This is a genomic window from Paenibacillus ilasis (genome assembly GCF_043195395.1).
GTDB lineage: Bacteria > Bacillota > Bacilli > Paenibacillales > Paenibacillaceae > Paenibacillus_AQ > Paenibacillus_AQ lautus.
The window spans coordinates 1-23,857 of the sequence record NZ_JBHDJG010000008.1 but is presented as its reverse complement, the minus strand read 5'-3'; the positions used below and the strand labels follow the sequence as shown (position 1 = coordinate 23,857).

Annotated in this window: 21 protein-coding genes, 1 rRNA gene and 1 other RNA gene; 20 read left to right on the top strand and 3 right to left on the bottom strand. The window is 49.5% G+C overall.

Annotation, left to right across the window (positions count from 1 at the left end):
• Positions 1-36 precede the first annotated feature (36 nt).
• Both ACETK5_RS31890 and ACETK5_RS31885 read right to left on the bottom strand, forming a co-directional pair.
• Positions 37-2,109, bottom strand: a complete 2,073-nt coding sequence (locus ACETK5_RS31890; RefSeq protein ID WP_394059668.1) for a serine hydrolase domain-containing protein — start codon at positions 2,107-2,109, stop codon at positions 37-39.
• Positions 2,110-2,345: 236 nt separating this feature from the next.
• Positions 2,346-2,870, bottom strand: coding sequence for a phosphatase PAP2 family protein (locus ACETK5_RS31885; RefSeq protein WP_326115665.1), 525 nt, complete (start codon positions 2,868-2,870; stop codon positions 2,346-2,348).
• A gap of 343 nt (positions 2,871-3,213) precedes the next feature.
• Here ACETK5_RS31885 and ACETK5_RS31880 point away from each other — a divergent pair, with 343 nt between their 5' ends.
• The 5 genes from ACETK5_RS31880 to argS all read left to right on the top strand — a co-directional run bounded on the left by ACETK5_RS31880 (position 3,214) and on the right by argS (position 8,002).
• Positions 3,214-4,071 carry a carbon-nitrogen hydrolase family protein gene (locus ACETK5_RS31880; RefSeq protein ID WP_326118197.1) on the top strand — a complete coding sequence of 286 codons (858 nt, stop codon included), beginning with the start codon at positions 3,214-3,216 and terminating at the stop codon, positions 4,069-4,071.
• Positions 4,072-4,120: 49 nt separating this feature from the next.
• Positions 4,121-4,792 carry a GNAT family N-acetyltransferase gene (locus ACETK5_RS31875; RefSeq protein ID WP_394059667.1) on the top strand — a complete coding sequence of 224 codons (672 nt, stop codon included), beginning with the start codon at positions 4,121-4,123 and terminating at the stop codon, positions 4,790-4,792.
• A gap of 83 nt (positions 4,793-4,875) precedes the next feature.
• Entirely contained in the window at positions 4,876-5,547 is a 672-nt protein-coding gene (locus tag ACETK5_RS31870) for a GNAT family N-acetyltransferase (RefSeq protein ID WP_326115668.1), read from the top strand.
• 353 nt (positions 5,548-5,900) lie between these two features.
• Entirely contained in the window at positions 5,901-6,326 is a 426-nt protein-coding gene (locus tag ACETK5_RS31865) for a YwiB family protein (RefSeq protein ID WP_071221146.1), read from the top strand.
• Entirely contained in the window at positions 6,323-8,002 is a 1,680-nt protein-coding gene (gene argS, locus ACETK5_RS31860) for an arginine--tRNA ligase (RefSeq protein WP_100541587.1), read from the top strand. The genes ACETK5_RS31865 and argS overlap by 4 nt, the downstream gene beginning before the upstream one ends.
• 103 nt (positions 8,003-8,105) lie before the next feature.
• Here argS and ACETK5_RS31855 read toward each other — a convergent pair whose 3' ends face one another.
• Positions 8,106-9,254 carry a S8 family peptidase gene (locus ACETK5_RS31855; protein ID WP_326115670.1) on the bottom strand — a complete coding sequence of 383 codons (1,149 nt, stop codon included), beginning with the start codon at positions 9,252-9,254 and terminating at the stop codon, positions 8,106-8,108.
• 367 nt (positions 9,255-9,621) lie between these two features.
• On the opposite strand from ACETK5_RS31855, the gene rpoE reads away from it, so the two are divergent.
• The 15 genes from rpoE to ACETK5_RS31780 all read left to right on the top strand — a co-directional run.
• A complete protein-coding gene (rpoE, locus tag ACETK5_RS31850) occupies positions 9,622-10,188 on the top strand; it encodes a DNA-directed RNA polymerase subunit delta (RefSeq protein WP_100541585.1) in 567 nt (188 codons plus the stop codon).
• 695 nt (positions 10,189-10,883) lie between these two features.
• Positions 10,884-12,485 (top strand): CTP synthase, encoded by a 1,602-nt coding sequence (locus ACETK5_RS31845; RefSeq protein ID WP_071221150.1) that lies wholly within the window; start codon positions 10,884-10,886, stop codon positions 12,483-12,485.
• A 274-nt stretch (positions 12,486-12,759) separates the two neighbouring features.
• Positions 12,760-13,152 (top strand): response regulator, encoded by a 393-nt coding sequence (locus ACETK5_RS31840; RefSeq protein WP_076326391.1) that lies wholly within the window; start codon positions 12,760-12,762, stop codon positions 13,150-13,152.
• A 174-nt stretch (positions 13,153-13,326) separates the two neighbouring features.
• A complete protein-coding gene (gene fba / locus ACETK5_RS31835) occupies positions 13,327-14,181 on the top strand; it encodes a class II fructose-1,6-bisphosphate aldolase (RefSeq protein WP_076326392.1) in 855 nt (284 codons plus the stop codon).
• A gap of 316 nt (positions 14,182-14,497) precedes the next feature.
• Positions 14,498-15,757 carry a UDP-N-acetylglucosamine 1-carboxyvinyltransferase gene (locus tag ACETK5_RS31830; protein ID WP_071222334.1) on the top strand — a complete coding sequence of 420 codons (1,260 nt, stop codon included), beginning with the start codon at positions 14,498-14,500 and terminating at the stop codon, positions 15,755-15,757.
• 154 nt (positions 15,758-15,911) lie between these two features.
• Entirely contained in the window at positions 15,912-17,240 is a 1,329-nt protein-coding gene (rho, locus tag ACETK5_RS31825) for a transcription termination factor Rho (RefSeq protein WP_100541583.1), read from the top strand.
• 32 nt (positions 17,241-17,272) lie between these two features.
• Complete coding sequence (locus ACETK5_RS31820; RefSeq protein WP_100541582.1) at positions 17,273-18,550, top strand: radical SAM family protein; 1,278 nt, start codon at positions 17,273-17,275, stop codon at positions 18,548-18,550.
• Positions 18,551-18,727: 177 nt separating this feature from the next.
• Positions 18,728-18,925, top strand: coding sequence for a 50S ribosomal protein L31 (gene rpmE / locus ACETK5_RS31815; protein ID WP_006207505.1), 198 nt, complete (start codon positions 18,728-18,730; stop codon positions 18,923-18,925).
• A gap of 117 nt (positions 18,926-19,042) precedes the next feature.
• An RNA gene (gene ffs / locus ACETK5_RS31810) (signal recognition particle sRNA large type) lies at positions 19,043-19,309 on the top strand.
• Between the two features lie 292 nt (positions 19,310-19,601).
• Positions 19,602-21,317: a DNA polymerase III subunit gamma/tau gene (dnaX, locus tag ACETK5_RS31805; RefSeq protein WP_394059666.1), complete on the top strand. Its 1,716-nt coding sequence runs from the start codon at positions 19,602-19,604 to the stop codon at positions 21,315-21,317.
• Positions 21,318-21,358: 41 nt separating this feature from the next.
• Entirely contained in the window at positions 21,359-21,670 is a 312-nt protein-coding gene (locus ACETK5_RS31800; protein WP_009595540.1) for a YbaB/EbfC family nucleoid-associated protein, read from the top strand.
• Between the two features lie 25 nt (positions 21,671-21,695).
• Positions 21,696-22,295, top strand: coding sequence for a recombination mediator RecR (recR, locus tag ACETK5_RS31795; RefSeq protein ID WP_071222338.1), 600 nt, complete (start codon positions 21,696-21,698; stop codon positions 22,293-22,295).
• A gap of 230 nt (positions 22,296-22,525) precedes the next feature.
• Positions 22,526-22,816: a hypothetical protein gene (locus tag ACETK5_RS31790; protein ID WP_100541580.1), complete on the top strand. Its 291-nt coding sequence runs from the start codon at positions 22,526-22,528 to the stop codon at positions 22,814-22,816.
• A gap of 39 nt (positions 22,817-22,855) precedes the next feature.
• Positions 22,856-23,125 carry a pro-sigmaK processing inhibitor BofA family protein gene (locus ACETK5_RS31785; RefSeq protein WP_100541579.1) on the top strand — a complete coding sequence of 90 codons (270 nt, stop codon included), beginning with the start codon at positions 22,856-22,858 and terminating at the stop codon, positions 23,123-23,125.
• Between the two features lie 331 nt (positions 23,126-23,456).
• Positions 23,457-23,857: ribosomal RNA gene (locus ACETK5_RS31780) — 16S ribosomal RNA — on the top strand; the annotation flags it as partial.

Below are 23,857 nucleotides of genomic sequence, written 5' to 3'. Positions count from 1 at the left end.
TGACAAGGGATCATGTACCCCCGCTGCCCACCTTCATTACGGCTGCAGGGTGATACCGAATGCCGAGCCTGGGGCACCGGCAAATACGACAGCCCCATTGGCAGGGAGCTTCACTTCATTACTGCCGCTGACGATGCTGTAGTTCACAACGGCACCTTTTTCGTCATACACGGCGAATGCGCCTTGTGCCGGCAGGGAGACGGTCATCGTTTTGCCTGCAGCTTGTTTAGGGACGGTGTACCATTTGGCATAGCCATCGGCTTGCAGGGTGACGGTTGATTTTTTTCCTTTATAAAGCGGCTTAACGTCCTTACCGCTCACAAACAGGGATCCTGCCCCTTCCAGATACTCTACGCCCTTTTCCTTATAGAAACGGAATTCGGACGTATCCCGGCTGCCGATCGCGGGAACCTGATGCTGGCTTACTGCGGTATCCGGGTCGATGATCTTCTTGTCGATCAGATATCCTTCCAGACCGCTCTTGCTGTTAATCTCGACCGTCGGTTTCGTGATGAAGTACATCAGCGATGTGAATTTCTCGTTCAATGGATAGAACGTTTCGCCTTCCCGCTTGGCCCATGCGGCAGCGGTCTCCTTGGACAGCGGGTTCGCTTCCATTTTTTCGGCCGAATATTGCGATAAAGCCATCTGTCCCAGTCCAGGAATCGAAACATATTGTCTTACCCATAAGTAGATACGGTCATTCTTTTCTTTGACAAAGCTGACCTTCGTACTGCCATCCGCGCTGACAAATGTTCCATCCGCGGTGTATACATATTTCTCCGCAGGATACTCCGGAATCATGGGTACGGTAATGGACAGTTCGCCGTCCTTGATGTCGACTTTCATCTGTTGATTCGTCACGCCATAGTAACCGGCAAATTTCGTGATGTCGCTTGGCATATCAGCCTTCACCGGTTTGCCGAATGATTTTTCCGGCTTGAATTCCTTGATGGTGCCTTTCTCCTTGAGCGCTTGCAGCAGAATGTCGTTGGCCAACAATTGGTTGGTTGAGCTGGAACCTCCGGAAGATAATACAGCGGCAGCCATATTCTGCTCAGGAAGAACTACGAGCGAAGCGTGATACAGGATCGTGTCTCCGCCTTTAGTTACGGCCTTCATGTCATATTGGTTGAACGGGAACAGTCTCACGCTGTCCCAGCCGAGTCCGTAATCGAACGAGTTATCGGCGTCTTCGGGCCACAGACCTTTTTTATATTCTTCCTGCTCCATGGCTTTAACGGATTTGTCGGAAAGAATGCCTTCGGCTTCCCCGGTGAAGATCTGCGCGAACTGCACCAGGTCTTCAGCCGTAGAATAGATGCCGCCGGTTCCGATTACATTGATCGTCTCGTTAGGAAGCTGTCCTTGGTGAGTAGGATAGTACAGACCTGCCATTTGGCTTAATTCCAACGTATCTTGGGATGTCTTCGTGTGGTCCAAATCTAACGGCTCGGTAAAATATTGATGAATGAATGCGGTAAAATCCTTGCCGCTCACTTTCTCTACCAGTATTTCAGCTAGCGTGAACCCATCATTACAATAAACGGAGAATGCACCCGGGTCTGCCTTCAGATTCTGGGTGGACAGCTGCTTCAGCAGCGTGTCATGTGCATGAGGGTCATTATCCTCGAACAAAAATGCATTGTTCAGGCTTGAGCCTTGCAGTCCGGAGGAATGGTTGAGCAGCATGCGCGGCGTGATTTTTTTGTAACGTTCGTCTTTCATCGTGAATTCGGGTATGTACTGAACCAGAGGCGTATCCAGATTGATTTTCCCCTCATCCACCATTTTCATTACCGCAGCGGCGGTGAACACTTTACTCGTGGAGCCGATGCCATACATCGTATCTTCGGTCAGCGGGATCTTTCCTTCGGCATCATTGACGCCCGCTTGCCCGGACACGGTAATCTTGCCGTTGTCGATCAGGGCATATTGGACGCTTGTCGTTCCATACGTCCCGGTGAGCAGCTTGGCTTTCTCTGCAGCGGTTTTCTCAAGGCTTCCTCCAGCGGCAGCTTGGCTGTTATCTGCTGCCATTACCCCAGCTGGAAGAACCAGTGTGACTGCGAGAAGGGTTACGAGCATACGTGATAGTCTTTTCTTCAATGAATAAATACCTCCTTATTATGAATGTACTATTAGTACGATTTACCAGCTGGAATGGTTCAATCTTTTTTCATATTTCTGTGAAATGATGATGGATACGTATGGGAAGATAGCGATAATTCCTTGTCGCAGCGGGGATCGAGGGGCAGGGAAATAACAAGTGAGGGAAAGCGAAAAGTGAAAAAAACAGGCATCCCATTCATAGCCGTGAAGCCATTAGGGGAATGCCTGTTTTTTTAACTAAGTACGATAAGCAGCGCCGAGGTGGTTCCGACGAAACAGCCGGCCAAACAATCCGAAGGATAGTGAAAGCCCAGATAGATGCGTGACAGGCTGACCGTAAGGGCCAGCAGGATCAAGAGCAACGACAGCCAAGGCGTTATGAACAGAAACGGCGTGATAATGGAAAAGATGGCCGTCGAGTGACCGGAAGGAAACGAATGGTCCTTCATCGGTTTTTGTTCGAACCGTACCTTTTCCAGTGCCAGATAGGGCCTGATGCGCCGCATCTTCCTTTTGATGAGGGCCGTAATCAGGAAGCTGAGGGAAAGCGCCAAAAAGCTCTGCCACCCCATCGCATCCCACGGCTCAGGTGCAAAAAACGCTATCGAAAGTGTCAGCACAATGGTAAAGATAGCACCCCCCATATGGGTGACCAGCGCGAGCATCGAATCCACCGTTTTGTTGCTGATCTTGCGGTTTAACCAGCGGAAGATAAGGTGGTCATGTTGCTGAAGCCAATCCATCGAACGAGTAATCATTGTGAACAGAACACCTCACATTATAATTTTGTAAGCTGTCAGCCCAAAGTTCAATCAGGCTGAGGATATATGCTTGTAAGGGCCGAGATTCAAAGTGTAGACAAGAGGCTTACATACGACAGTATACAGGAGAATTGTTAAGCGTGGGTATGAATGACATGTATTTTTTCATAATTTGATCTTTCTTTCTCACACATGAGTTGAGGGCTAACCGTTTGAGCGTGTTGGAAGCACGCCTCACAAGATTATGGTTTCCAAGGGATGATGACTTCATGTTCCCATGTTCTCGGAGCCCGGAATCCGATATAATGAAAGCATCTAACTATGCCTAAGGAGGAGAAGCATGAAATTTCGCGTTTCTGCCGTGCAATATCATCTGCACACCATTCAATCCTTTGACGATTTTGCCCGTCAGTCGGAGCATTATATCCGGGCGGCGGAGGAATTTGAAGCCGATTTTGTGCTGTTTCCGGAATTTTTCACGACCCAGCTGATGTCCATCGGGGATGATCAGGGCAAGGCGTTGACGATCAATGATCTTCCGGATTTCACAGACCGTTACCGCGAGCTGTTTCAAGGCTTTGCGAAGCAATATAACATGCATATCATTGGCGGTACGCACGTCATTCGCCGGGAAGGGAAGCTGTACAATGTCGCGCATCTGTTCTATCCGGACGGCCGCATTGCGGAGCAGGCCAAGATTCATATCACGCCTTCGGAGATTAGCGGATGGAATATGGGAGCAGGCGAAGGGCTCGAAGTGTTCGAGACGGAAAAAGGCACCATTGCGATGCTGACCTGTTATGACATTGAATTCCCTGAGATCGTGCGCATGGCCAAGGCTAAAGGGGCCGACGTCATTTTCTGTCCATCCTGTACGGATGATCGTCACGGATTCCACCGCGTTCGTTACACCAGCCATGCCCGCGCCATTGAGAATCAAATCTATGTGGTGCTGACAGGTACCGTTGGCTCGCTGCCAACCGTGGATCTGATGCGTGCCAACTTCGGACAGGCGGCCATCATTACCCCGAACGATATCCCGTTTCCTCCGCAGGGCCTGCTGGCCGAGGGAGAGCTCAACAACGACATGATCATTACAGCCGATCTCAATCTGGATTTATTGTACCAAGTGCGGGAGAAAGGATCCGTCACGACATGGCGCGATCGCCGCACGGATTTGTATCCGGATTGGAAATAAGCCGTTTATCATCACTTGAGGAAAATAGGACAAAGGCGGTGCAGAGGAAATGGCCCGGTTTCATCAACAGTTTTATGTATTTGACGACACCCGGCCGGTGCCGGTTGTCATACGAAGCTACACGGAAGCGGATTTTGACGAGCTGATCGTCATTCAATCCGAGACGTTCCCTCCCCCGTATCCGCCGGAGCAATTGTGGAACAAGGAGCAGCTGAAGCAGCATGTCACCTTGTTCCCTGAGGGTGCTCTGTGCGTTGAAGTGAGCGGGATGCTCGCCGGGTCGATCACCTCGCTCATTGTGGATTACGATCCGCGAGAGCCTGCCCACTCCTGGGCGGGTACCACGGATAACGGGTATATCCGGACGCACAAGCCGGACGGGAATACGCTATACATTGCCGACATTTGCGTCAGGCCGCGCTTTCGTAAGCTCGGACTCGGCAAATGGCTGATCCAGTCGCTGTACCATGTGACGGTGAATCGGGGACTGGACCGACTGCTTGGCGGCGGACGGATGCCCGGCTATCATCGGCATGCCCATGAAATGTCGGCTGCGGAATATCTGGACGCTGTGATCCGGGGTGACCTCAAGGATCCGGTGATTACTTTCCTGCTGCGTTGCGGCCGGACGCCCGTTGGGGTGGCAGCGGAGTATTTGGAGGATGAGGATTCCTGCAATTATGGGGCTCTAATGGAATGGAAGAATCCGTTCAGTGGGTGAAGTAGTTTTGCGTGAATGATAATGAATTGGCTTCATATATAAAGTGGATTTTTTGATTACATATATAAGGAGGCTTTTATTTAATGGAATATATCCGTATTACCAGCATCGACGATCCCTTGTTCCGCAAAATGCACAATCTGATGAAGGAAGTGTTCCCTCCGGAAGAGGTGCTGGAATTCAGTCTATGGAAAGAACCATTGGAGGATCCGGGTATTCGGGTGTTTGTTGCCCTGCATGAGGATGAAGTGGTGGGTACGACGGAATACCGCTATTACGAGGATTGGAACGTCGCGATGACCGATTTCACCATTATTGGCCGCGAAGGGCTTGGCATCGGCCGATTTCTGGCACAGCATCGCTTGAAGGATCTGAATCAACTGGCGGCAGCGAACGGCAAGGAGCTGTTCGGCATGTTCGCCGAGATCTACGATCCATATCGGGTACAGGACTATGCGTTCGGCGGGGTAAAGCCGATGGATCCGTTCGTTCGCCGCGAGGTGCTGTCGCATCTTGGCTACAAACGCACGGATATCGCCTACGTGCATCCATCCTGGAATAATGATGGCGAAGCCGTGAGCGGGCTCGACTTCTGCTTCATGCCGGGCGATGATGCTGTCAATGAATTGCCTGCAGAGCTGATCGTGAGCTTCCTGAAACGATACTATTCGGTACTGCCTGAGAAGCCGCAGGCCTGGAACGACATGGTCGCCAAGCTGGAAGCGCGGGAGAAGGTATCTCTGCTGCCGTTGTAATCTATAGTGTGGATCATGCCTGATTCGTTATGGATCAGGCATATTTTTTTCTGGTTATGCCTATAGCATGTGCTAATTTGGTATTCTATTCGTAGAATGACGGTCCCCCTTATATTCAGAGATGGAGCGTGCAGAGCCATGATCCGGCAGCCCATTTTGGCAAGGAAATCACAGGTGTAGGTTATAGTGAGTGGCAAATTAATGGGCCGTGAAATACGGAGATTGAGGATGCGGTTGGTCTTTCGTGTAAGCACGTGGATCAACTTTTTCTTCACATTTGCTAAAATCCTCATTTGAATTGCAAGGCTATACTGGATATAGTAATACAATAGGTAAGGAAAAGAGGAACGTACATGAACGACCGAAAACAAGTGAGCATCCGTCTTCAAAGCCTTCACGAAGGGGAGAATACGATACAGGAGCTTCCGGCAGAGGCGTTTATCAAAGGGAATGTCCTGTATGTTCGCTATACAGAACCAGCGCTTGGACCGCATCAAGGGGAAACCCGGGCGATGCTCAAGCTGACGGAGGACGAGCTGAAGCTGATCCGTCACGGCGAGGTGGAGTCCGAGCAGGCATTTAAGCTGGGTCAGCGATTGCCGGGGTATTACCGCTCCCCGTTCACTTCATTTAATCTGTCTACGCACACCCAGCGTCTGGAGCTAGCGCTTGAAGGCGTGTCCGGACGAGCGGCTTGGGCGTATGATTTATATGTGTTTGACGAGTTTTCGGGACACTTTTCGATCAGTTTGACTATTCAGGAGGCACATGAATCATGACAATGAATCCATTAGATCACATTAACGGGCTGGTTGCTGAAGCGGTGGCGGACGCTGCCGTAGCTGCAGGGCTGGTTTCCCGTGAGGAACTGCCGGGCATTACGCTGGAAGTTCCCAAGGATAAGTCGCATGGCGACTTGGCTACGAACGTAGCGATGCAGTTGACACGAATCGCCAAGAAGAACCCGCGGCAAATTGCGGAGGCTATCTTGGAGCATTTGGACATGGCGAAAGCTTCCATTGAAAAGGCGGAAATAGCCGGGCCTGGATTCATTAACTTTACCTTGGACAAGGGGTATCTCTATCCGATCGTTGCATTGGTAGAAGAACAGGGCGACAACTACGGGCGGATTGCTGCGGGTAAGGGGCAAAAGGTTCAGATGGAGTTTGTCAGCGCTAACCCCACCGGAAGTCTGCATCTGGGACATGCCCGCGGAGCGGCGGTAGGCGATGCCCTCTGCAATGTGCTTGATTTTGCAGGCTACGAAGTTACGCGCGAATACTACATCAATGATGCGGGCAACCAAGTGGTCAACCTGATTAAATCCCTCGAAGCCCGTTACTTGCAGGAGCTCGGACAGGATGCCGAAATGCCGGAAGATGGATACCATGGCGAAGATATCAAAGGGTTTGCCAAAGAGCTTGTAGCCGAGAAGGGCGACTCTTTGCTATCCATGGATCCAGGCGAGAGAACGGCATTCCTTCGTCAGTTCGGACTTGAGAAGGAACTGGATAAAATCAAACGCGATTTGAATCGATTCCGCGTTCATTTTGACGAATGGTTTAGTGAGACATCCCTGTATGAGAACGGACTCGTGGAGAAATCCCTGGAAGAGCTGAAATCGAAGGGCGAAGCTTATGAGAAGGATGGGGCAACCTGGCTTCGCACAACCGACTATGGGGATGACAAAGACCGCGTCCTCGTGAAGAATGACGGAACCTATACTTACCTGACGCCGGATATTGCGTACCACCGTAATAAATACGAGCGCGGCTATGACAAGATCCTTAATATTTGGGGAGCCGATCACCATGGCTATATTCCGCGGATGAGGGCTGCCATGGAGGCGCTCGGCAATGATCCGGACAAACTGATTGTATTGATCGCCCAGATGGTCAGCTTGTTCCAGGATGGCGAGAAAGTGAAGATGTCCAAGCGTACCGGTAAAGCGGTCACGATGGAAGATCTGATGGATGAAGTCGGCGTGGACGCGATTCGCTATTTCTTCACCATGCGCAGTATGGATTCGCATCTGGATTTCGATATGGATCTGGCGGTGTCTACGTCCAATGAGAATCCTGTCTTCTATGTGCAGTATGCTCACGCACGTATATGCAGCGTATTCCGCCAAGCTGAGGAGCAGGGTGTTAACCTCCTGCCGCTTTCCGAAGTGAACCTGAGCGTTCTTACAACCGAGCATGAATACGACATTTTGCGCAAAATAGGAGAGCTTCCGCAGGAAGTGTCGCTTGCCGCAGAGAACTATGCTCCGCACCGACTCATCCGGTATGTATATGAGCTGGCTTCCTTGTTCCACAGCTACTATCGAGCCGAACGCGTGATCACCGAGGATGCGGATCAAACGCAGGCTCGCCTTGCTTTGCTTCGAGCAGTTCGCACGGTCATCGCTAACGTGCTTCGCCTGATGGGCGTATCGGCTCCGGAACGGATGTAAGGGATTTTGCCTTTTACTATGTGACAACAGCCGTCTTTCCGTGGAAAGGCGGCTGTTTTTAATTGATAAACGGACTTTCTTTTATTGTTGATGAAGAATCAGTTTATAATTTCATGCCCTCGCGCAAAAATTTCAAGGCATTTACCTCTCCATCGGAGACGCTGTATCCTTTTTTGAGCTTAAGGGGAGAGGAGGTGCGTCGCAGCAGGGCCTTAATGGTAGCCGTTTTTTTTAGGTCAGGCTTTTGTGCAAGCAGTAGGGCAATCGCTCCGCTAACGTGTGAAGTCGCCATGGAGGTGCCGCTCATCTCGTGGTATTTTCCTTGCAGCCACGCGGACACGATTTTATCTCCAGGTGCATAAATATCGACAAATTGCCCGCGATTGCTAAAGGCAGGGATTTTCCGGTTGCGGTCGGTAGCTCCGACGGATATGGTTTGAGGATAACGGGCAGGATAGTCCGCGGTACGGCGTTTGCCGTCGTTACCGGAGGAGGCAACAATAATGACACCTGCTTGGTTGGCCTTGCCTACTATATCCAGCAGCGTGCGACTTCGGGTTTGCATACCGAAACTCATATTGATGATATCGATCTCGGACCGCACGCACCAGTCGATGGCTAGAATGATATCCGACACAAAGGCGGATCCGTTGTGATCAAAGGCTTTGACTGGATACACCACAGATCTTGGAGCAACGCCAATCATTCCCTGCGTGCTGTTGGCAGCAGCGATGGTACCCGAAATATGTGTTCCGTGTCCGTTGTCATCATATGGCGGGATGTTCCGGTGGACAAGGTTAACACCTCGAGTCAGCGAATACTTCAGATCGGGGTGAGCGAAATCCACCCCCGTGTCGATAACGGCAATCTTCATGCGGTGTCCTGTCGAGACCGACCAGGCTTGAGGGGCTTTGATTTGCTTGATACCCCATGGGATCCCGGTTAACGTTCCAATTGTCCCCTGTATGGCATGGATATGAACCTGTTCATCCTCTTCAACCATCAGTTCATTCCGAAACTCCGACTCAAACTTCGCGGTTTGGGGAGCTGGAGCGATGATGGTGCGGGTAAGCGGCGAATAGCTGACCGAACTCGGAAAACGCCTTTTCCCGACAAGTCGATTCCATTCGCGGATACATTCCTGGTACAGCTGAGGGTCATGAAACGTAAGGAGCCGCCGGTTCATTTCCCGGACGTTCCGCATAGGGTTCGTCTCTGTAAGTAGTGATTGCATGATCCGGGTGTAATCCATGTGTGGCAATCTCCCTTCCCGATGAACCGTTGCTTCAGTATTGTATGAACCGGGGAGAGTGCCCGAATGGGATGTTGCCCTTTTTCCGGGAAATAGGCCCTGTTTACCGTGTCAAAGCAGCAGGGCTAACATAAGATACATGGAGAGAACATCAAGGTTCTCTTATCTAATCCCGTAAGGAGTCGATCCTTGGGGCGGATACAGTCAGAAGACGGAGAGGAATCCTCTCCGTCTTTTTCCTTTTGGTATCTGATGGGTAATGGTGCATAAAAACTTGATTTTTATTTCCAAATAGGTTTTACTTAGTTTTGATAATGGATATGTTGAGGGTATAACGTGAAGATTGTGTGAGAGGAAGTGTGCGTTAGTGAGTAATCCGCTCAATTTAAAGATCGATCCGGAGAAGATTCAGGAAATCCCCATGGTTGACCTGGCTTTTATGGTTCTGAAAGCGGCGAATACGCCGTATTATTACCGTGACCTTATGAATGAGGTGGCCAAGCTTCGCGGCTTTACGGAACAGGAAATTAACGAAACGATTGCCCAGTTATATACCGAGATCAATATAGACGGACGTTTCGCATGTGTAGGAACGAATCTGTGGGGACTGAAGCGCTGGTATCCGCTGGAGAAGTCCGAGGATCCGATTGCGAACGCCAAGCGTCCGCGGATCATCAACGATGAAGATGATGATGACGATGATTTCACCGATGAAGAGGATACTTATAGCGGTGACGATGCCGAGGAGGATTTCGACAGCATCGATGAGGAAGATGATGATCACGACGATCTCTTCCCGGATGATGATGATGCCGACGATGATGTAGATGAAGAGGTTGTTCTGGATGATGACGAATTGGATGACGAGGATTCGGAATCCGAAGAGGAAGACGATCTGGAAGATGAAGCATTTGAGGAAGACGATAAGGATTAATCCGTCAGGCAGCAGGGGCTTTAGGACTTGTCTACGCTGATTATGACTGTGTTTTACAGTGTCAGGCCATTGGGGAATTTTGAGGTTGCTTCTTCTCTTGACAAGCAGACAAGGCACAGAGTAAACTATTGCTTGGGCTTATGATTGTGGATTAAATATGTTTAATATAAAAGTGCCCCGTTATTTATTCGGGGTCACTTTTTTTGTTTATAAGGCTCAGAAAGTGTAAACGACGCTAGCTTCTGGACCTAATAATGCAAGAGAAACTACCTTATCAAAAGCGGTCTGCTTCTGGAAGTTTGTCGATAGACATTTTTTCTTTGGGCTGTGGAGGCATCCTTCCTGTAGGGACTGGACTTCCATGGTCTCTTGCAGTGATTATTCCGCCGGTGGGGGAGATCTTCTGTTTAAACCTTATGTCGACTAAGACTTAGGTTTGCAGTTGTTTAAGATGAGGTATGGGAACCGCTCGTTTGGATGCCTCATAACGTATGCCGTGTTTAGCAGCTCGGTATGAGGATCATTTAAGCGTCAATATATGCGGTTTGTAATAGGTCGGAGGTCAGCTCGCTCACCATTTTTGGAAGCGAGCGATGCTTTTTGTTGGTCCCTCTGATGAATCAGGGGAAAACGGGTTAGGATAAACATCATATGTCGCCTGAAGTTATGGAGATTATATAGGAGGGTTTTTAACAGTGACAAAGTATATTTTTGTAACAGGCGGGGTCGTGTCATCTCTTGGTAAGGGAATTACCGCCGCTTCGCTCGGTAGATTGCTTAAGAACAGAGGGCTCAAGGTAACGATTCAGAAATTCGATCCGTACATTAATATAGATCCGGGCACCATGAGTCCTTACCAGCATGGCGAAGTATTCGTTACGGATGACGGTGCGGAAACCGACCTGGACCTGGGACACTATGAGCGCTTCATCGATATTAACCTGTCGAAGAACAGCAATGTGACAACAGGGAAAGTATACTCTTCTGTTATCAGCAAGGAACGTCGGGGCGAATATTTAGGCGGTACCGTGCAGGTGATCCCTCATATTACGAACGAAATCAAGGAGCGCGTGTTCCGTGCAGGCCGTGAAGCGGGATCGGATGTGGTCATTACCGAAATCGGCGGTACGGTTGGCGATATCGAAAGTCTTCCTTTCCTTGAGGCGATCCGTCAGATTAAGAGCGACGTTGGCCGTGAGAACGTGATGTATATTCATGTAACCCTCATTCCATATATTAAGGCAGCCGGTGAAGTGAAAACAAAGCCGACCCAGCACAGTGTAAAAGAACTCCGCAGTATTGGCATTCAGCCGAATGTTATCGTGTGCCGTACGGAGCATGAGCTTTCAACCGAGATGAAAGCAAAAATCGCGCTCTTCTGCGACATCGACCCGAATGCGGTTGTAGAATGTCGCGATGCCTCCTCGCTGTATGAGGTACCGCTGAATCTGCGTGAAGAAGGCCTTGATGAAATTGTTGTCAATCATTTGAAATTGACCACACCTGCGCCTGATATGAGCGAGTGGGAAGATCTGGTGGAGCGTGTATCCAAGCTGGAGAAGACCGTTGAGATTGCGATCGTCGGTAAGTATGTCGCACTGCACGATGCCTACCTCAGTGTTGTTGAATCCTTGTCTCATGCAGGCTTTGATGCTAATGCCGACGTGAAGATCCGCTGGGTGAATGCCGAAGAAATTACGGCAGACAATGTGGAAGAGGCGTTGAGTGGCATTGGCGGTATTCTTGTACCGGGTGGATTTGGTGATCGGGGTATCGAAGGCAAGATCAGCGCGATCCGCTATGCTCGCGAACGCAACATTCCGTTCTTCGGCATTTGCCTTGGGATGCAAGTGTCCGTTATTGAATATGCCCGTTCGATTGTCGGTCTGAACGGCGCGAACAGCTCGGAGATCGATCCGGCTACCGAATATCCAGTCATCGATCTGCTGCCGGAGCAAAAGGATATTGAGGATCTTGGCGGAACCATGCGCCTGGGTCTGTATCCATGCAAGCTGGTTCCAGGATCGCTTGCCGAGTCCTGCTACCAGGACGAGCTGGTATATGAAAGACATCGCCACCGGTATGAGTTTAACAACCAATACCGCGAAGATATTGAAAAAGCAGGCCTGCGTATATCCGGTACTTCTCCGGATGGACGTCTGGTTGAAATTGTAGAGCTGCCAGGACACCCTTGGTTCCTCGCCGTGCAATTCCATCCGGAATTCACTTCCCGTCCGAACCGTCCGCAGCCGCTGTTCCGTGAATTTGTAAAAGCCTCGATCCAGCATCAGGCATAATGAGAAGAGCCTCTTTTGAAGAGGCTCTTTTTTGTGTACAAATCCGTCGTCCTCACTACGGACGGGAACAAGCTAAACGTTCAAATCGGATGTCCGGAGCTGTCGATTTCGTATACAACAAATTTGTACATCTTTTTTTCTTACTTTTTTTAGGATAGGAAGGAATTCGACATCTACAGGCGAATACAAATAATGGTCGGTTTATGGGAAAGTTAGGAACTTTCGAGTTTGCATATACTCATTGTACGATTTAAGTATCGGGGAGGTTGGAAGGATGAGCAAAGAAAGCAAACACAAAGTGCTGATTGTGGATGACCAGAATGGTATCCGCATCCTGCTTGTGGAAGTGTTCAGCAGTGAAGGATATGAGACGTTTCAAGCGGCGAACGGCAAGGTAGCGCTTGAAATTGTGAAGATGCATGCCCCGGATTTGGTGCTGCTGGATATGAAAATTCCTGGAATGGACGGGCTTGAGATTTTGAAGCATATTAAACAGATGAATCCGGACATTAAGGTGATCATGATGACAGCCTATGGAGAGCTTGACATGATCAAGGAAGCAACCGATCTTGGTGCGTTGATGCATTTTACCAAACCCTTTGATATTGATGAGATGCGGCAAGCCGTCAATATGCAGCTGAAAGGGACCGCCAATAATATCGGTTGAATGATGAATTCTGCTCAAAGGGCGGAATTCTTTTTTTTGCCAGAATGTGAGGTCCTTCGCAGCATTTTAGGAAATGCTTGTTTAGTATTTATGACGCGATGTGGTATAATAAGTCCGTATGTTATATCGGCTAAAAACCATAGACAAACTAAGCATCTATAGGAGGATGAAACCATGCCATTAGTATCAATGACAGACATGCTGAACAAAGCACTCGAAGGTAAATATGCTGTTGGTCAATACAACATCAACAACCTGGAGTGGACATATGCGATTCTTGAAGCGGCTGAGCAAGAGAAATCCCCGGTAATTCTCGGAGTTTCCGAAGGCGCAGCTCGTTATATGGGTGGATTCAGCACCGTCGTACACATGGTAAAAGGTTTGATGGAGGACCTGAAAGTTACAGTTCCTGTTGCCATTCACCTTGACCACGGTTCAAGTGTTGAGAAATGTAAAGAGGCAATCGACGCTGGATTCACTTCGGTTATGATCGATGATTCCCACAGCCCGATTGAGACGAATATTGCAACAACGAAACAAGTCGTTGAGTATGCTCATGCCAAAGGCGTTTCCGTTGAAGCTGAAGTCGGCATGGTCGGCGGACAAGAAGATGACGTCATCGGTGACGTAATGTACGCGAAGCTTGACGATTGCGTTCGCATCGTGAACGAAACAGGCATCGACACATTGGCACCTGCGCTTGGTTCTGTTCATGGTCCTTACAAAGGCGAACCAAATCTTGGTTTCAAAGAGATGGAAGAGATTCGCAATGCTGTGAAACTTCCGTTGGTGCTTCATGGTGGTACAGGCATCCCGACGCATGACATCAAGAAAGCAATCTCTTTGGGTACGTCCAAAATCAACGTGAACACCGAGAACCAAATCTCGTTCTCCAAAGTTGTTCGTGAAGTGCTTGCTGCTAAACCAGAAGCTTACGATCCGCGCACATTCCTGAAACCGGGCCGTGAGGCGATTAAGGAAACGGTTGTTGGCAAAATCCGTGAGTTCGGTTCCAACAATCAAGCGTAATCATTACTTGTAATTAAATCGCTCGTAGTCCTAGTGGCCACAACATGACGATTGGAATCACCTAAGATTTTAGGCTGTCTTATGCTGCATACAATGAAATGGAAAGCACACCGCATAGCCGGTGTTTTTCCATTTCATTTATTAAGATATCAAAGAACAAGCGGGTTGTGAGCTTCACAACCGGATAATCGAGAACAAAAAAAGAACGCTAAATGCGGTCTGTCATCCTAAGGAACGTCGCTAAGACGTTTTTCTTGTATGACGGCCATCAGAACCATTTCCGGCTGCGAAGTGATGTAGGGGGACCCGAAAGCTTATGGAAAAATTGATGATCAGCGGTGGACGCCCACTGCGAGGCACTGTAACCATCAGTGGTGCCAAGAACAGTGCCATTGCGTTAATTCCCGCCGCAATCCTGGCGGAATCGGAAGTCGTACTTGATAATTTGCCGCTTCTCAGCGATGTGGCTGTTTATGCTGAGATCTTGGAAGAATTGGGCGGGCAAGTTTCATGGGAAGGCAATCAGATGAGAATTGACCCTTCTGATATCAAATCTATTCCGATGCCTAACGGACCCGTCAAGAAACTGCGCGCGTCCTACTATATGATGGGCGCCATGCTTGGAAGATTTAAAGAAGCCGTGATCGGCCTGCCGGGCGGCTGTAATTTTGAACCTCGTCCCATCGACCAGCACATCAAGGGTTTTGAAGCGCTCGGCGCAACCGTCACCAATGAACACGGTTCGATTCATCTGCATGCCAAAGAGCTGCGAGGCGCGAAGATCTATCTGGATGTGAGCAGTGTGGGTGCAACGATTAATATTATGCTGGCGGCTGCTAAGGCCAAAGGCTCCACAATTATTGAAAATGCGGCGAAAGAGCCTGAAATTATAGATGTTGCAACACTTTTGAATTCCATGGGAGCTGTCATTAAGGGCGCCGGAACGGAAACGATCCGGATTGAAGGCGTAACCGAGATGCATGGCTGCCGACATTCCATTATTCCAGACCGGATTCAGGCCGGTACATATATGATTGCTGCCGCAGCTACACGCGGCGATGTTCTGATTGACAACGTCATCCCGAAACATCTTGAAGCCCTTACGGCCAAGCTGATCGAGATGGGTGTTGGTATTGAGGAGCTGGACGAAAGCATTCGCGTGATCGGTAAGGACCGGTACCAGCATGTGGATGTGAAGGCGCTTATATATCCTGGATTTGCAACGGATTTGCAATCACCGATGACCAGCCTGCTTACGCAAGCGGAAGGCGTCAGTGTCCTTAGTGATTTTGTATATAGCAACCGATTTAAACATGTCCCGGAGCTCGTTCGCATGGGGGCCAAAATCCGCGTGGAGGGACGCTCTGCCATTATAGAAGGCGGTCCGCTGAACGCAGCTAAAGTCAAAGCGACTGACCTGCGCGCAGGCGCGGCTCTTGTCATTGCGGGACTAACCGTACCCGAAGGGGTAACAGAGGTAAGCGGCGTAGAATTCATTGATCGCGGCTATGACCATCTGGTATCCAATCTGCGTATGCTGGGTGCAGACGTATGGCGTGAGACGGAGGAAGAGTGATTTTTTTACCAAAATGAGGGAAATATGCAGTTAAAACTGCATATCTCCCTCTGATTTGGGTAATGCTCCTAGTAAAGCTCTCATAGAATAATAGACTACATGACAGCAGGGATCTGCTGTGACAGAAACAAATAATTGAATAGGTGGTTATTGAATGGATTTACAAATAGCCGATTTGGAAGGCATGAAGCTGACGGATCTGTATAAGCTGGCCAAAAAGTATCAGATTCCTTATTATGGCCAGTTGAAGAAAAAAGAATTGATATTTGCCATTCTCCGGGCGCAGGCTGAACAGAGCGGCTTGATGTTCATGGAGGGTGTACTCGAGATTTTGCCGGAGGGTTACGGTTTTCTTAGGCCGATCAACTATTTGCCGAGCACGGAGGACATCTACATTTCGGCCTCCCAGATTCGCAAATTTGATTTAAGAACCGGAGATTTGGTTTCGGGCAAATGCCGGACACCTAAAGAGAACGAACGTTACTTCGGGCTGCTGCAGGTTAACGCCGTGAATGGTGAGAATCCTGCCGTCGCAGCGGAACGATTGCACTTCCCAGCCTTGACTCCTCTTTATCCGCAAGAAAAGCTTGTTCTTGAAACATCCCCTAATCAGTTGTCAACCCGAATCATGGATCTGCTTGCACCTGTAGGTTTAGGACAACGCGGTTTGATCGTAGCGCCGCCAAAAGCAGGGAAAACGCTCCTCTTAAAAGAAATCGCCAACAGCATCTCAACCAACAATCCAGAGATTGAACTGTTTGTTTTACTCATCGATGAACGGCCTGAAGAAGTGACGGATATGCAGCGTTCCGTTAAGGGCGAGGTGGTTGCTTCTACTTTTGACGAGCTTCCGGAGAACCATATTAAAGTGGCGGAACTGGTATTGTCCCGTGCCTTGCGGCTGGTGGAGCATAAGAAGGACGTTGTTATATTGCTGGACAGCATCACCCGTCTTGCCCGCGCGTATAACCTGGTCATCCCTCCGTCCGGGAGAACGCTGAGCGGCGGTATTGATCCTGCGGCATTCCATCGTCCGAAGCGTTTCTTTGGATCGGCGCGCAACGTGGAGGAAGGCGGAAGCTTGACGATTCTGGCTACGGCCTTGGTTGAAACCGGGTCGCGGATGGATGATATTATTTATGAGGAATTTAAAGGTACGGGCAACATGGAGCTGCATCTGGACCGCCGCTTCGCGGAACGCCGTATTTTTCCGGCGATCGACATTCGCCGCTCCGGCACCCGGCGTGAAGAGGTGCTGCTGAATAAGGATGAATTGGATACCATTTGGGCGATCCGTAAAAATATGAATGACTCTGCTGACTTTGTGGAAGGCTTCCTCAAAAAAATGCGTGACAGCAAGAATAACGCGGAGTTCTTGGCATCATTTGATGTTAATGCCAATAACGGTAGCGGAACCGGGGCTCAGGGCCAGACAGCCAGACGTCCATCGCGTGCATCTGCGGCGACGGCCCCTCAGAGCTAAGCCCTGAATCAACCGGAGAATAGGAGATCAACATGTATTTGGTTTATGCAGATGAACAAGGGAACGTATACGATCATTCCGAACTGTTTGGGCTGGCCCGCAGCGGAGATATGATCGTTGAGATATTGGATGATGAATTGATACCTTTGCCGGAAGGAGCTACACTAGTCGGACTGCCAAGCACCCGAGCGATCGGAATGGATCCGGAGACCGGTGAAATGATGCCGCTTGAAGACGGGTATACCGCTGTCGGAGCGCTTCTGCCGCAAGGCTACACCCGGCTCTGCTTGCCGGGGTACGTGAAGTCGGACAAGGAATATAAGCTGCCGCTATTTGGTTACTCGGCGGTCGTATGGAAGGATGGCGCTTTCTATACGACGGCGCGTTTATCCGATGACCCTGAGAAGTGGAACCCTGTGAACTGCGATCTGAACGATCTTGAGCTTGGAGTCAAGACGCTGAAGGAGAAGTATCCGGAGAATCGGCTCTATGAACATCTGTCTAACTGTGCATTAGGATATGAATGCCTGACGGCATCCAACACCTTCCTGAATCGCTGGGAGGGCGCCGTTCCCGTGTCTTACTCCTGCAATGCCGGATGCTTCGGTTGTATTTCGGAACAGCCGGATGACAGCGGCTTTGTCTCGCCTCAGACCCGCATGAACTTCCGTCCGAGAGTGGATGAGCTGGTGCAGGTCATGCTGGAGCATCTGAAGACACCGGAGTCGATCATCAGCTTTGGCCAAGGCTGTGAGGGAGAACCCTCCACGCAGGCGAAGATCATTATAGAAGCCATGAGAGAAGTCCGGGCACAGACCGATATGGGATACATTAATATTAATACCAATGCGGGACTGACCGATTTTATCCGCGGCATCGTCGATGCGGGTCTTGATCTGATGAGAGTCAGTACCATCAGTGCATTGGATGATCATTATAACGCATACTACAAGCCAAGGGGCTATACGCTGGCCAATGTGGAGAAATCTCTTCGTTATGCAACCGATCAAGGGGTGTATACATCCATCAATTATCTGATCTTCCCAGGCGTGACCGATCGCGAGGAAGAGCTGGAAGCCATGATTGAGTTTGCCCGCCGCACGGGTCTTAAGTTAATCCAGCTGCGTAATCTCAATATTGACCCTGAGAGCTATCTTGAGCTTATTCCGCCTGCGCAAGGCGAGATTCTGGGGATGAAGCAGGCTATTGAGATTATGCAGGAGGAGCTGCCGGATGTGGTGATTGGCTCCTACACGCATGTGCCGCCTGCAGGACAGGCAAGACCGAAGAAGAGACCTTCGATTATCTAACAGAACCGTACTGATATCGCATGTGTTAAAAACAGGTTGAAATTCCAATTGTGGTCTTGCCTGATGATTTGTGTATGGGCTATTGCGCATTCAATATGCTCGTGATATACTCCATTTATGTGTCCATATAACTCTGGGTCCGCATGAGGCTCAGGGCGGAAAGAGGTGAAAGCTACAATGAAACAAGATATTCAACCGAAATATCACGTTACTACAGTTACTTGTGCTTGCGGTAATACGTTTGAAACAGGTTCTGTAAAACCAGATCTTCGTGTAGAGATTTGCTCGAACTGTCATCCGTTCTTCACAGGTAAACAGAAATTCCTGGATGCTGGCGGTCGTGTTGATAGATTCAAGAAGAAATACGGTATCTAATAAACAAACCCTTCCCCTTTGTGGTCGAAGGGTTTTTGTCTGTTTATAAGGCTGGCGGAGTATGCAACTTCTTCCGTCGGTTGCTTTTTTGATAGCCATGCGATATACTAAAGTTCGCCGTGCTAGACGGGGAGGTAGCGGTGCCCTGTAACTCGCAATCCGCTGTAGCGAGGTTGAATTCCTGTTAGAGGTATTGTCGATGTGAGGCTGGTCCCTGCGCTCAACGTTGACGGTTGGGTCCTCCGCAATGAGCACTTGTGAACCTGGTCAGGTCCGGAAGGAAGCAGCCATAAGCAAGATCGCTTTTGTGCCGGAGGGGTGCCTAGCCCGAGTTGTTGCTCAGGATTGCCGCTCGGATCGCAATTATCAATAACAGGTGCACGGTATACATATCTGCACATAACACCTTTGCCATATTGGCAAGGGTGTTTTTTGTCGAGATGGCTATATATTCAAGCTAATCCTTCATGTGTACTTTGGATAAAGTTTTCCAAGTAAACGTTTTGCTAAGGCAGGGGAAAGTAGTATAGAATGTAGTATAATATAACCGTTAAACTCATGCCTTTTCGGCTGGGTTGACCATGAATGCACAGTAAAGCACGCGAGAATCGGGCATAGTATAAACTTTTGGTTTTCTCGATCTCGTGAAGTGGAAGTTGAAAGAGGGTAAAGCACAGTGGAACATATCGCGTTATATCGTGCTTGGCGACCACAGTCGTTCGGCGACATGGTGGGCCAGCAGCATATTATCCAGACCCTGCAGAATGCCATTCGCGAGCAGCGGGTTTCCCATGCCTACCTGTTCAGCGGTCCACGGGGTACGGGTAAGACCAGTGCCGCTAAAATTTTGGCCAAAGCCGTGAACTGCGAGCATGGTCCGGCTGAGGAACCCTGCAATGAATGCGAGGCCTGCCGGCGTATTACGTCCGGCGCCGTCATGGATGTTCAGGAGATTGATGCTGCATCCAACCGCGGTGTCGAAGAAATCCGTGATTTGCGGGAGAAAGTCAAATACGCACCGACCGAGGTGCGGCGTAAGGTTTATATTATCGATGAAGTACACATGCTGACGACGGAAGCGTTCAATGCCTTATTGAAAACGCTGGAGGAACCGCCGGCACACGTGATGTTTATACTAGCGACAACAGAGCCGCACAGGCTTCCGGCAACAATCATCTCACGCTGTCAACGGTTTGACTTCCGAAGGGTTTCCTTGGACGAACAAACCGGGCGTCTGGAGCAGATTTGCGGAGAAGAAGGCATTACGGCAGAGCATGAAGCGCTGCAGTATATCGCACGTCTATCCGATGGCGGTATGCGGGATGCATTGAGCATTTTGGATCAGATTGCTTCCTTCACTAGAGGCACGGTATCTTACCAGCAGGTCATGGACATGACGGGCGGTATTGCCTCGGAGCAGTTTGGCCGTCTGGCCAGTGCCGTGAAACAAGGGGATGCCGGACTTGTGCTGCAGATCGTGGAGCAGTTCATGCAGGAGGGGAAAAGTGCTGATAAATGCATGGAGAATCTCCTGTATTATTTCCGCGATTTGCTAATGATCAAGATGGTTCCTGGCGCCGACAAGCTGACCGATCGGGTTTTGAATCCGGCAGAGTTTCAGGAGATGGCGAATGCCTTCAGTCGAGATGAATTATTTCAAATGATTGATACGCTGAATCGGTATCAGAGTGAGATGAAATATGCCTCGCAGCCGCAAACCTTGTTTGAGGTAGCATTGCTCAAGCTTTCCGGTATAACCCAATCTGCGGGTGGGGCCACAGCTGCCCATAGTACGGCCGATGCGGGGGAACTCGCTCAGCTGAAGCAGCATGTAGCCTCACTTGAGAAAAAGCTGGAGCGACTGATACAAAACGGTGTTCCTGCATCGAGTCAACGTGAACCGGCCAAGTCTACCCGTACGCCGGCACCGAAAGCAGCTTCATCAGCTAAGATCCCGCAGCATATGGATCAGTATGTATCTTGCCGATCCGGGGAGGATTATATCTCTGTTCATCGGCAGTGGGCCCAAATTCTGCAGAATGTAAAAGAGGAGAAGGTAACGGTCCATGCATGGCTGATGGATGGAGAACCCGTGTCCGTATGGGAAGACAAGGTTCTTGTCGCTTTTAAAAACAACATCCACCGGGAAACCACGGAGAAACCTGCCAACAAACAGGTGATTGAAGGGGTTCTTGAGTCTACGCTTGGCAAACCGTATCATCTGGTTACCATGATGCTTCGTGACTGGAGTGACGCGGTAGAAGGAGTGGGCAAGCCTCAGGCAGAAGAGCTTAAGCTGGAGCATGAAGAAGCGGATGCCGGTGGGGAAAAACCATGGATTGATGAGGCGATCCAATTGTTTGGAGAAGACCTCGTTGTCATAAAAGACTAGCACGTCCCTACGTGCACCCTATTATAAGGAGAGATGAATCAATGAATAATATGAACCAAATGATGAAGCAAGTGAAAAAGATGCAGGAGCAAATGCTTAAGGCTCAGGAAGAGCTCGCTACGAAAACCGTTGAAGGAACTTCCGGCGGTGGCGTGGTTACCGTGGAAGCGAATGGTCATAAACAAATTCTGTCCATCAACATCAAACCTGAGGCGGTTGACCCGGATGATGTGGAAATGCTGCAGGATTTGGTATTGACTGCGGTTAACGATGCACTTGCCAAGGCTGAAGAAATCGCAAATGCTGATATGGGCAAATTCACAGGCGGCATGAAAATTCCGGGCTTGTTCTAATCTAACCTAGAAGGAGTAGTTACATTTGTACTATCCTGAACCGATCGCGAAGCTCATCGACGCCTTTACGCGACTGCCGGGTGTGGGGCCGAAGACGGCTGCCCGCCTGGCTTTTCATGTTCTGAACATGAAGGAAGATGACGTTATTGATTTTGCCAAAGCGCTAGTCAGTGTCAAAAGGAATCTGCACTACTGCTCCGTCTGCTGCAACATCACCGATACGGATCCATGCCGGGTATGTCAGGACAAAACCCGGGATGCTTCGACCATCTGCGTTGTTCAGGATGCCAAGGATCTCGTGGCGATGGAGCGTACGAAGGAATTCGATGGCTACTATCATGTCCTCCATGGAGCCATCTCTCCAATGGAGGGGATCGGACCGGATGAAATCCGTCTGAAGGAGCTGCTGACGCGTCTTAGCGACGAGAGAGTGAAAGAGCTGATTCTGGCCACGAATGCCAATATAGAAGGAGAGGCAACGGCGATGTACATATCGCGTCTGGTCCGTCCTTTTGACATTAAGGTGACCCGAATTGCCCATGGACTGCCTGTTGGCGGTGACTTGGAGTATGCAGATGAAGTGACTTTATCCAAGGCGCTAGAGGGCCGACGAGAACTGAACTGATATTTTGTGATTCCTGCAACATCGGTTTGAGATTGAAAGCATATATACGAGAACGAGCATCGGAAGCAATTCTGAGGGCTCGTTTTTTCTTTATTTACTACATCGCGCAGAAAGTAGAGGCTGGAAGAGCTCTTTTGGTTCTAAGTTTGTCCCTCTCTCGATATGAATGTTACAGACAGTCTTATTTAAGGGCAGTGTCTTAACATTCATATTCATAGGGAGTGAACGGAATGAAGATATGGTGGAAGCAGTCGAGGAAAAAAGAAGAGGAAACGTATATCACGGCAGAGGACCAGGAACGGATGTGGCATGTCTTCCTGGACGTTCAGAGATCCCAAATGGAGTGGGAGCGAGCGCATTTGCTGTTTCAAGAGGCGACGGGACAGGATCAGATCGATTATGCGATCTACATGCTGGAGGCAGCGGAGCGCAAATACCAAATGAACCTCAAACAGGCCAAGCAGCTCAACCTGGATGGAGCAAGGATGCAATATATCGAGCAAAAAAGGGAGAACGGTTAAACGAGAGCTGCAAGGATTCCTAATGAAGGAGGAGTATCTATGAAAATGATTGTTCTGGGCGTGTTATGCATATCGCTTTTGCTGCTTATCTATGTTGTGTTTAGAAAGAAGCTCGGGCTGGGATGGTTAACCGTATTCGGTGCGCATTTGGCCCTCTCGGCTGTAGCTATCTATGTTGTGAATTTCACGGGCTTAGCAGCTGAAACGTATATTCCTCTGAATCCGATGACCATAGGAACCGTTATGGTTCTGGGCTTGCCGGGCGTGGCTCTACTAGTTGGTCTGAAAATAACGATATTAGGTAGTTGACGCAAGCTTATATTCTATGATACATTAATGTTCGCCCGTTTGATTCTGGGTGATAGAGATTCACTGGTCAGGTGGAAAAATGGTTGAAAAAATAATCAAAAAAACCTCTTGACCAACAGCAAGCTAGTATGATATATTATAAAAGTCGCCGCTGAGATGCGGATGACAAACGAAAATGATTGATCTTTGAAAACTGAACAACGAGTGAGTGAGGATTTCACTAGTGAAATCCATTGTGAAACCATCATGTACAAGCCTTGGTTTGTTGGATGGTGGATCATAAAGAGAATTGAACAAATTCTCGTCAGTTAAGAAATGAGCAAGTCAAACTTTATTGGAGAGTTTGATCCTGGCTCAGGACGAACGCTGGCGGCGTGCCTAATACATGCAAGTCGAGCGGACTTGATGGAGTGCTTGCACTCCTGAAGGTTAGCGGCGGACGGGTGAGTAACACGTAGGCAACCTGCCCTCAAGACTGGGATAACTACCGGAAACGGTAGCTAATACCGGATAATTTATTTCACAGCATTGTGGAATAATGAAAGACGGAGCAATCTGTCACTTGGGGATGGGCCTGCGGCGCATTAGCTAGTTGGTGGGGTAATGGCTCACCAAGGCGACGATGCGTAGCCGACCTGAGAGGGTGAACGGCCACACTGGGACTGAGACACGGCCCAGACTCCTACGGGAGGCAGCAGTAGGGAATCTTCCGCAATGGGCGAAAGCCTGACG

Coding starts and splice junctions, on each gene's coding strand:
- ACETK5_RS31885 (WP_326115665.1), bottom strand. CDS start 2,870: ATGATTACTCGTTCGATGGATTGGCTTCAGCAACATGACCACCTTATC.
- ACETK5_RS31790 (WP_100541580.1), top strand. CDS start 22,526: ATGAAGATATGGTGGAAGCAGTCGAGGAAAAAAGAAGAGGAAACGTAT.
- ACETK5_RS31800 (WP_009595540.1), top strand. CDS start 21,359: ATGAATAATATGAACCAAATGATGAAGCAAGTGAAAAAGATGCAGGAG.
- ACETK5_RS31785 (WP_100541579.1), top strand. CDS start 22,856: ATGAAAATGATTGTTCTGGGCGTGTTATGCATATCGCTTTTGCTGCTT.
- ACETK5_RS31865 (WP_071221146.1), top strand. CDS start 5,901: ATGAACGACCGAAAACAAGTGAGCATCCGTCTTCAAAGCCTTCACGAA.
- ACETK5_RS31875 (WP_394059667.1), top strand. CDS start 4,121: ATGGCCCGGTTTCATCAACAGTTTTATGTATTTGACGACACCCGGCCG.
- ACETK5_RS31855 (WP_326115670.1), bottom strand. CDS start 9,254: ATGGATTACACCCGGATCATGCAATCACTACTTACAGAGACGAACCCT.
- ACETK5_RS31830 (WP_071222334.1), top strand. CDS start 14,498: ATGGAAAAATTGATGATCAGCGGTGGACGCCCACTGCGAGGCACTGTA.
- ACETK5_RS31820 (WP_100541582.1), top strand. CDS start 17,273: ATGTATTTGGTTTATGCAGATGAACAAGGGAACGTATACGATCATTCC.
- rpmE (WP_006207505.1), top strand. CDS start 18,728: ATGAAACAAGATATTCAACCGAAATATCACGTTACTACAGTTACTTGT.
- fba (WP_076326392.1), top strand. CDS start 13,327: ATGCCATTAGTATCAATGACAGACATGCTGAACAAAGCACTCGAAGGT.
- ACETK5_RS31840 (WP_076326391.1), top strand. CDS start 12,760: ATGAGCAAAGAAAGCAAACACAAAGTGCTGATTGTGGATGACCAGAAT.
- argS (WP_100541587.1), top strand. CDS start 6,323: ATGACAATGAATCCATTAGATCACATTAACGGGCTGGTTGCTGAAGCG.
- ACETK5_RS31870 (WP_326115668.1), top strand. CDS start 4,876: ATGGAATATATCCGTATTACCAGCATCGACGATCCCTTGTTCCGCAAA.
- ACETK5_RS31880 (WP_326118197.1), top strand. CDS start 3,214: ATGAAATTTCGCGTTTCTGCCGTGCAATATCATCTGCACACCATTCAA.
- rho (WP_100541583.1), top strand. CDS start 15,912: ATGGATTTACAAATAGCCGATTTGGAAGGCATGAAGCTGACGGATCTG.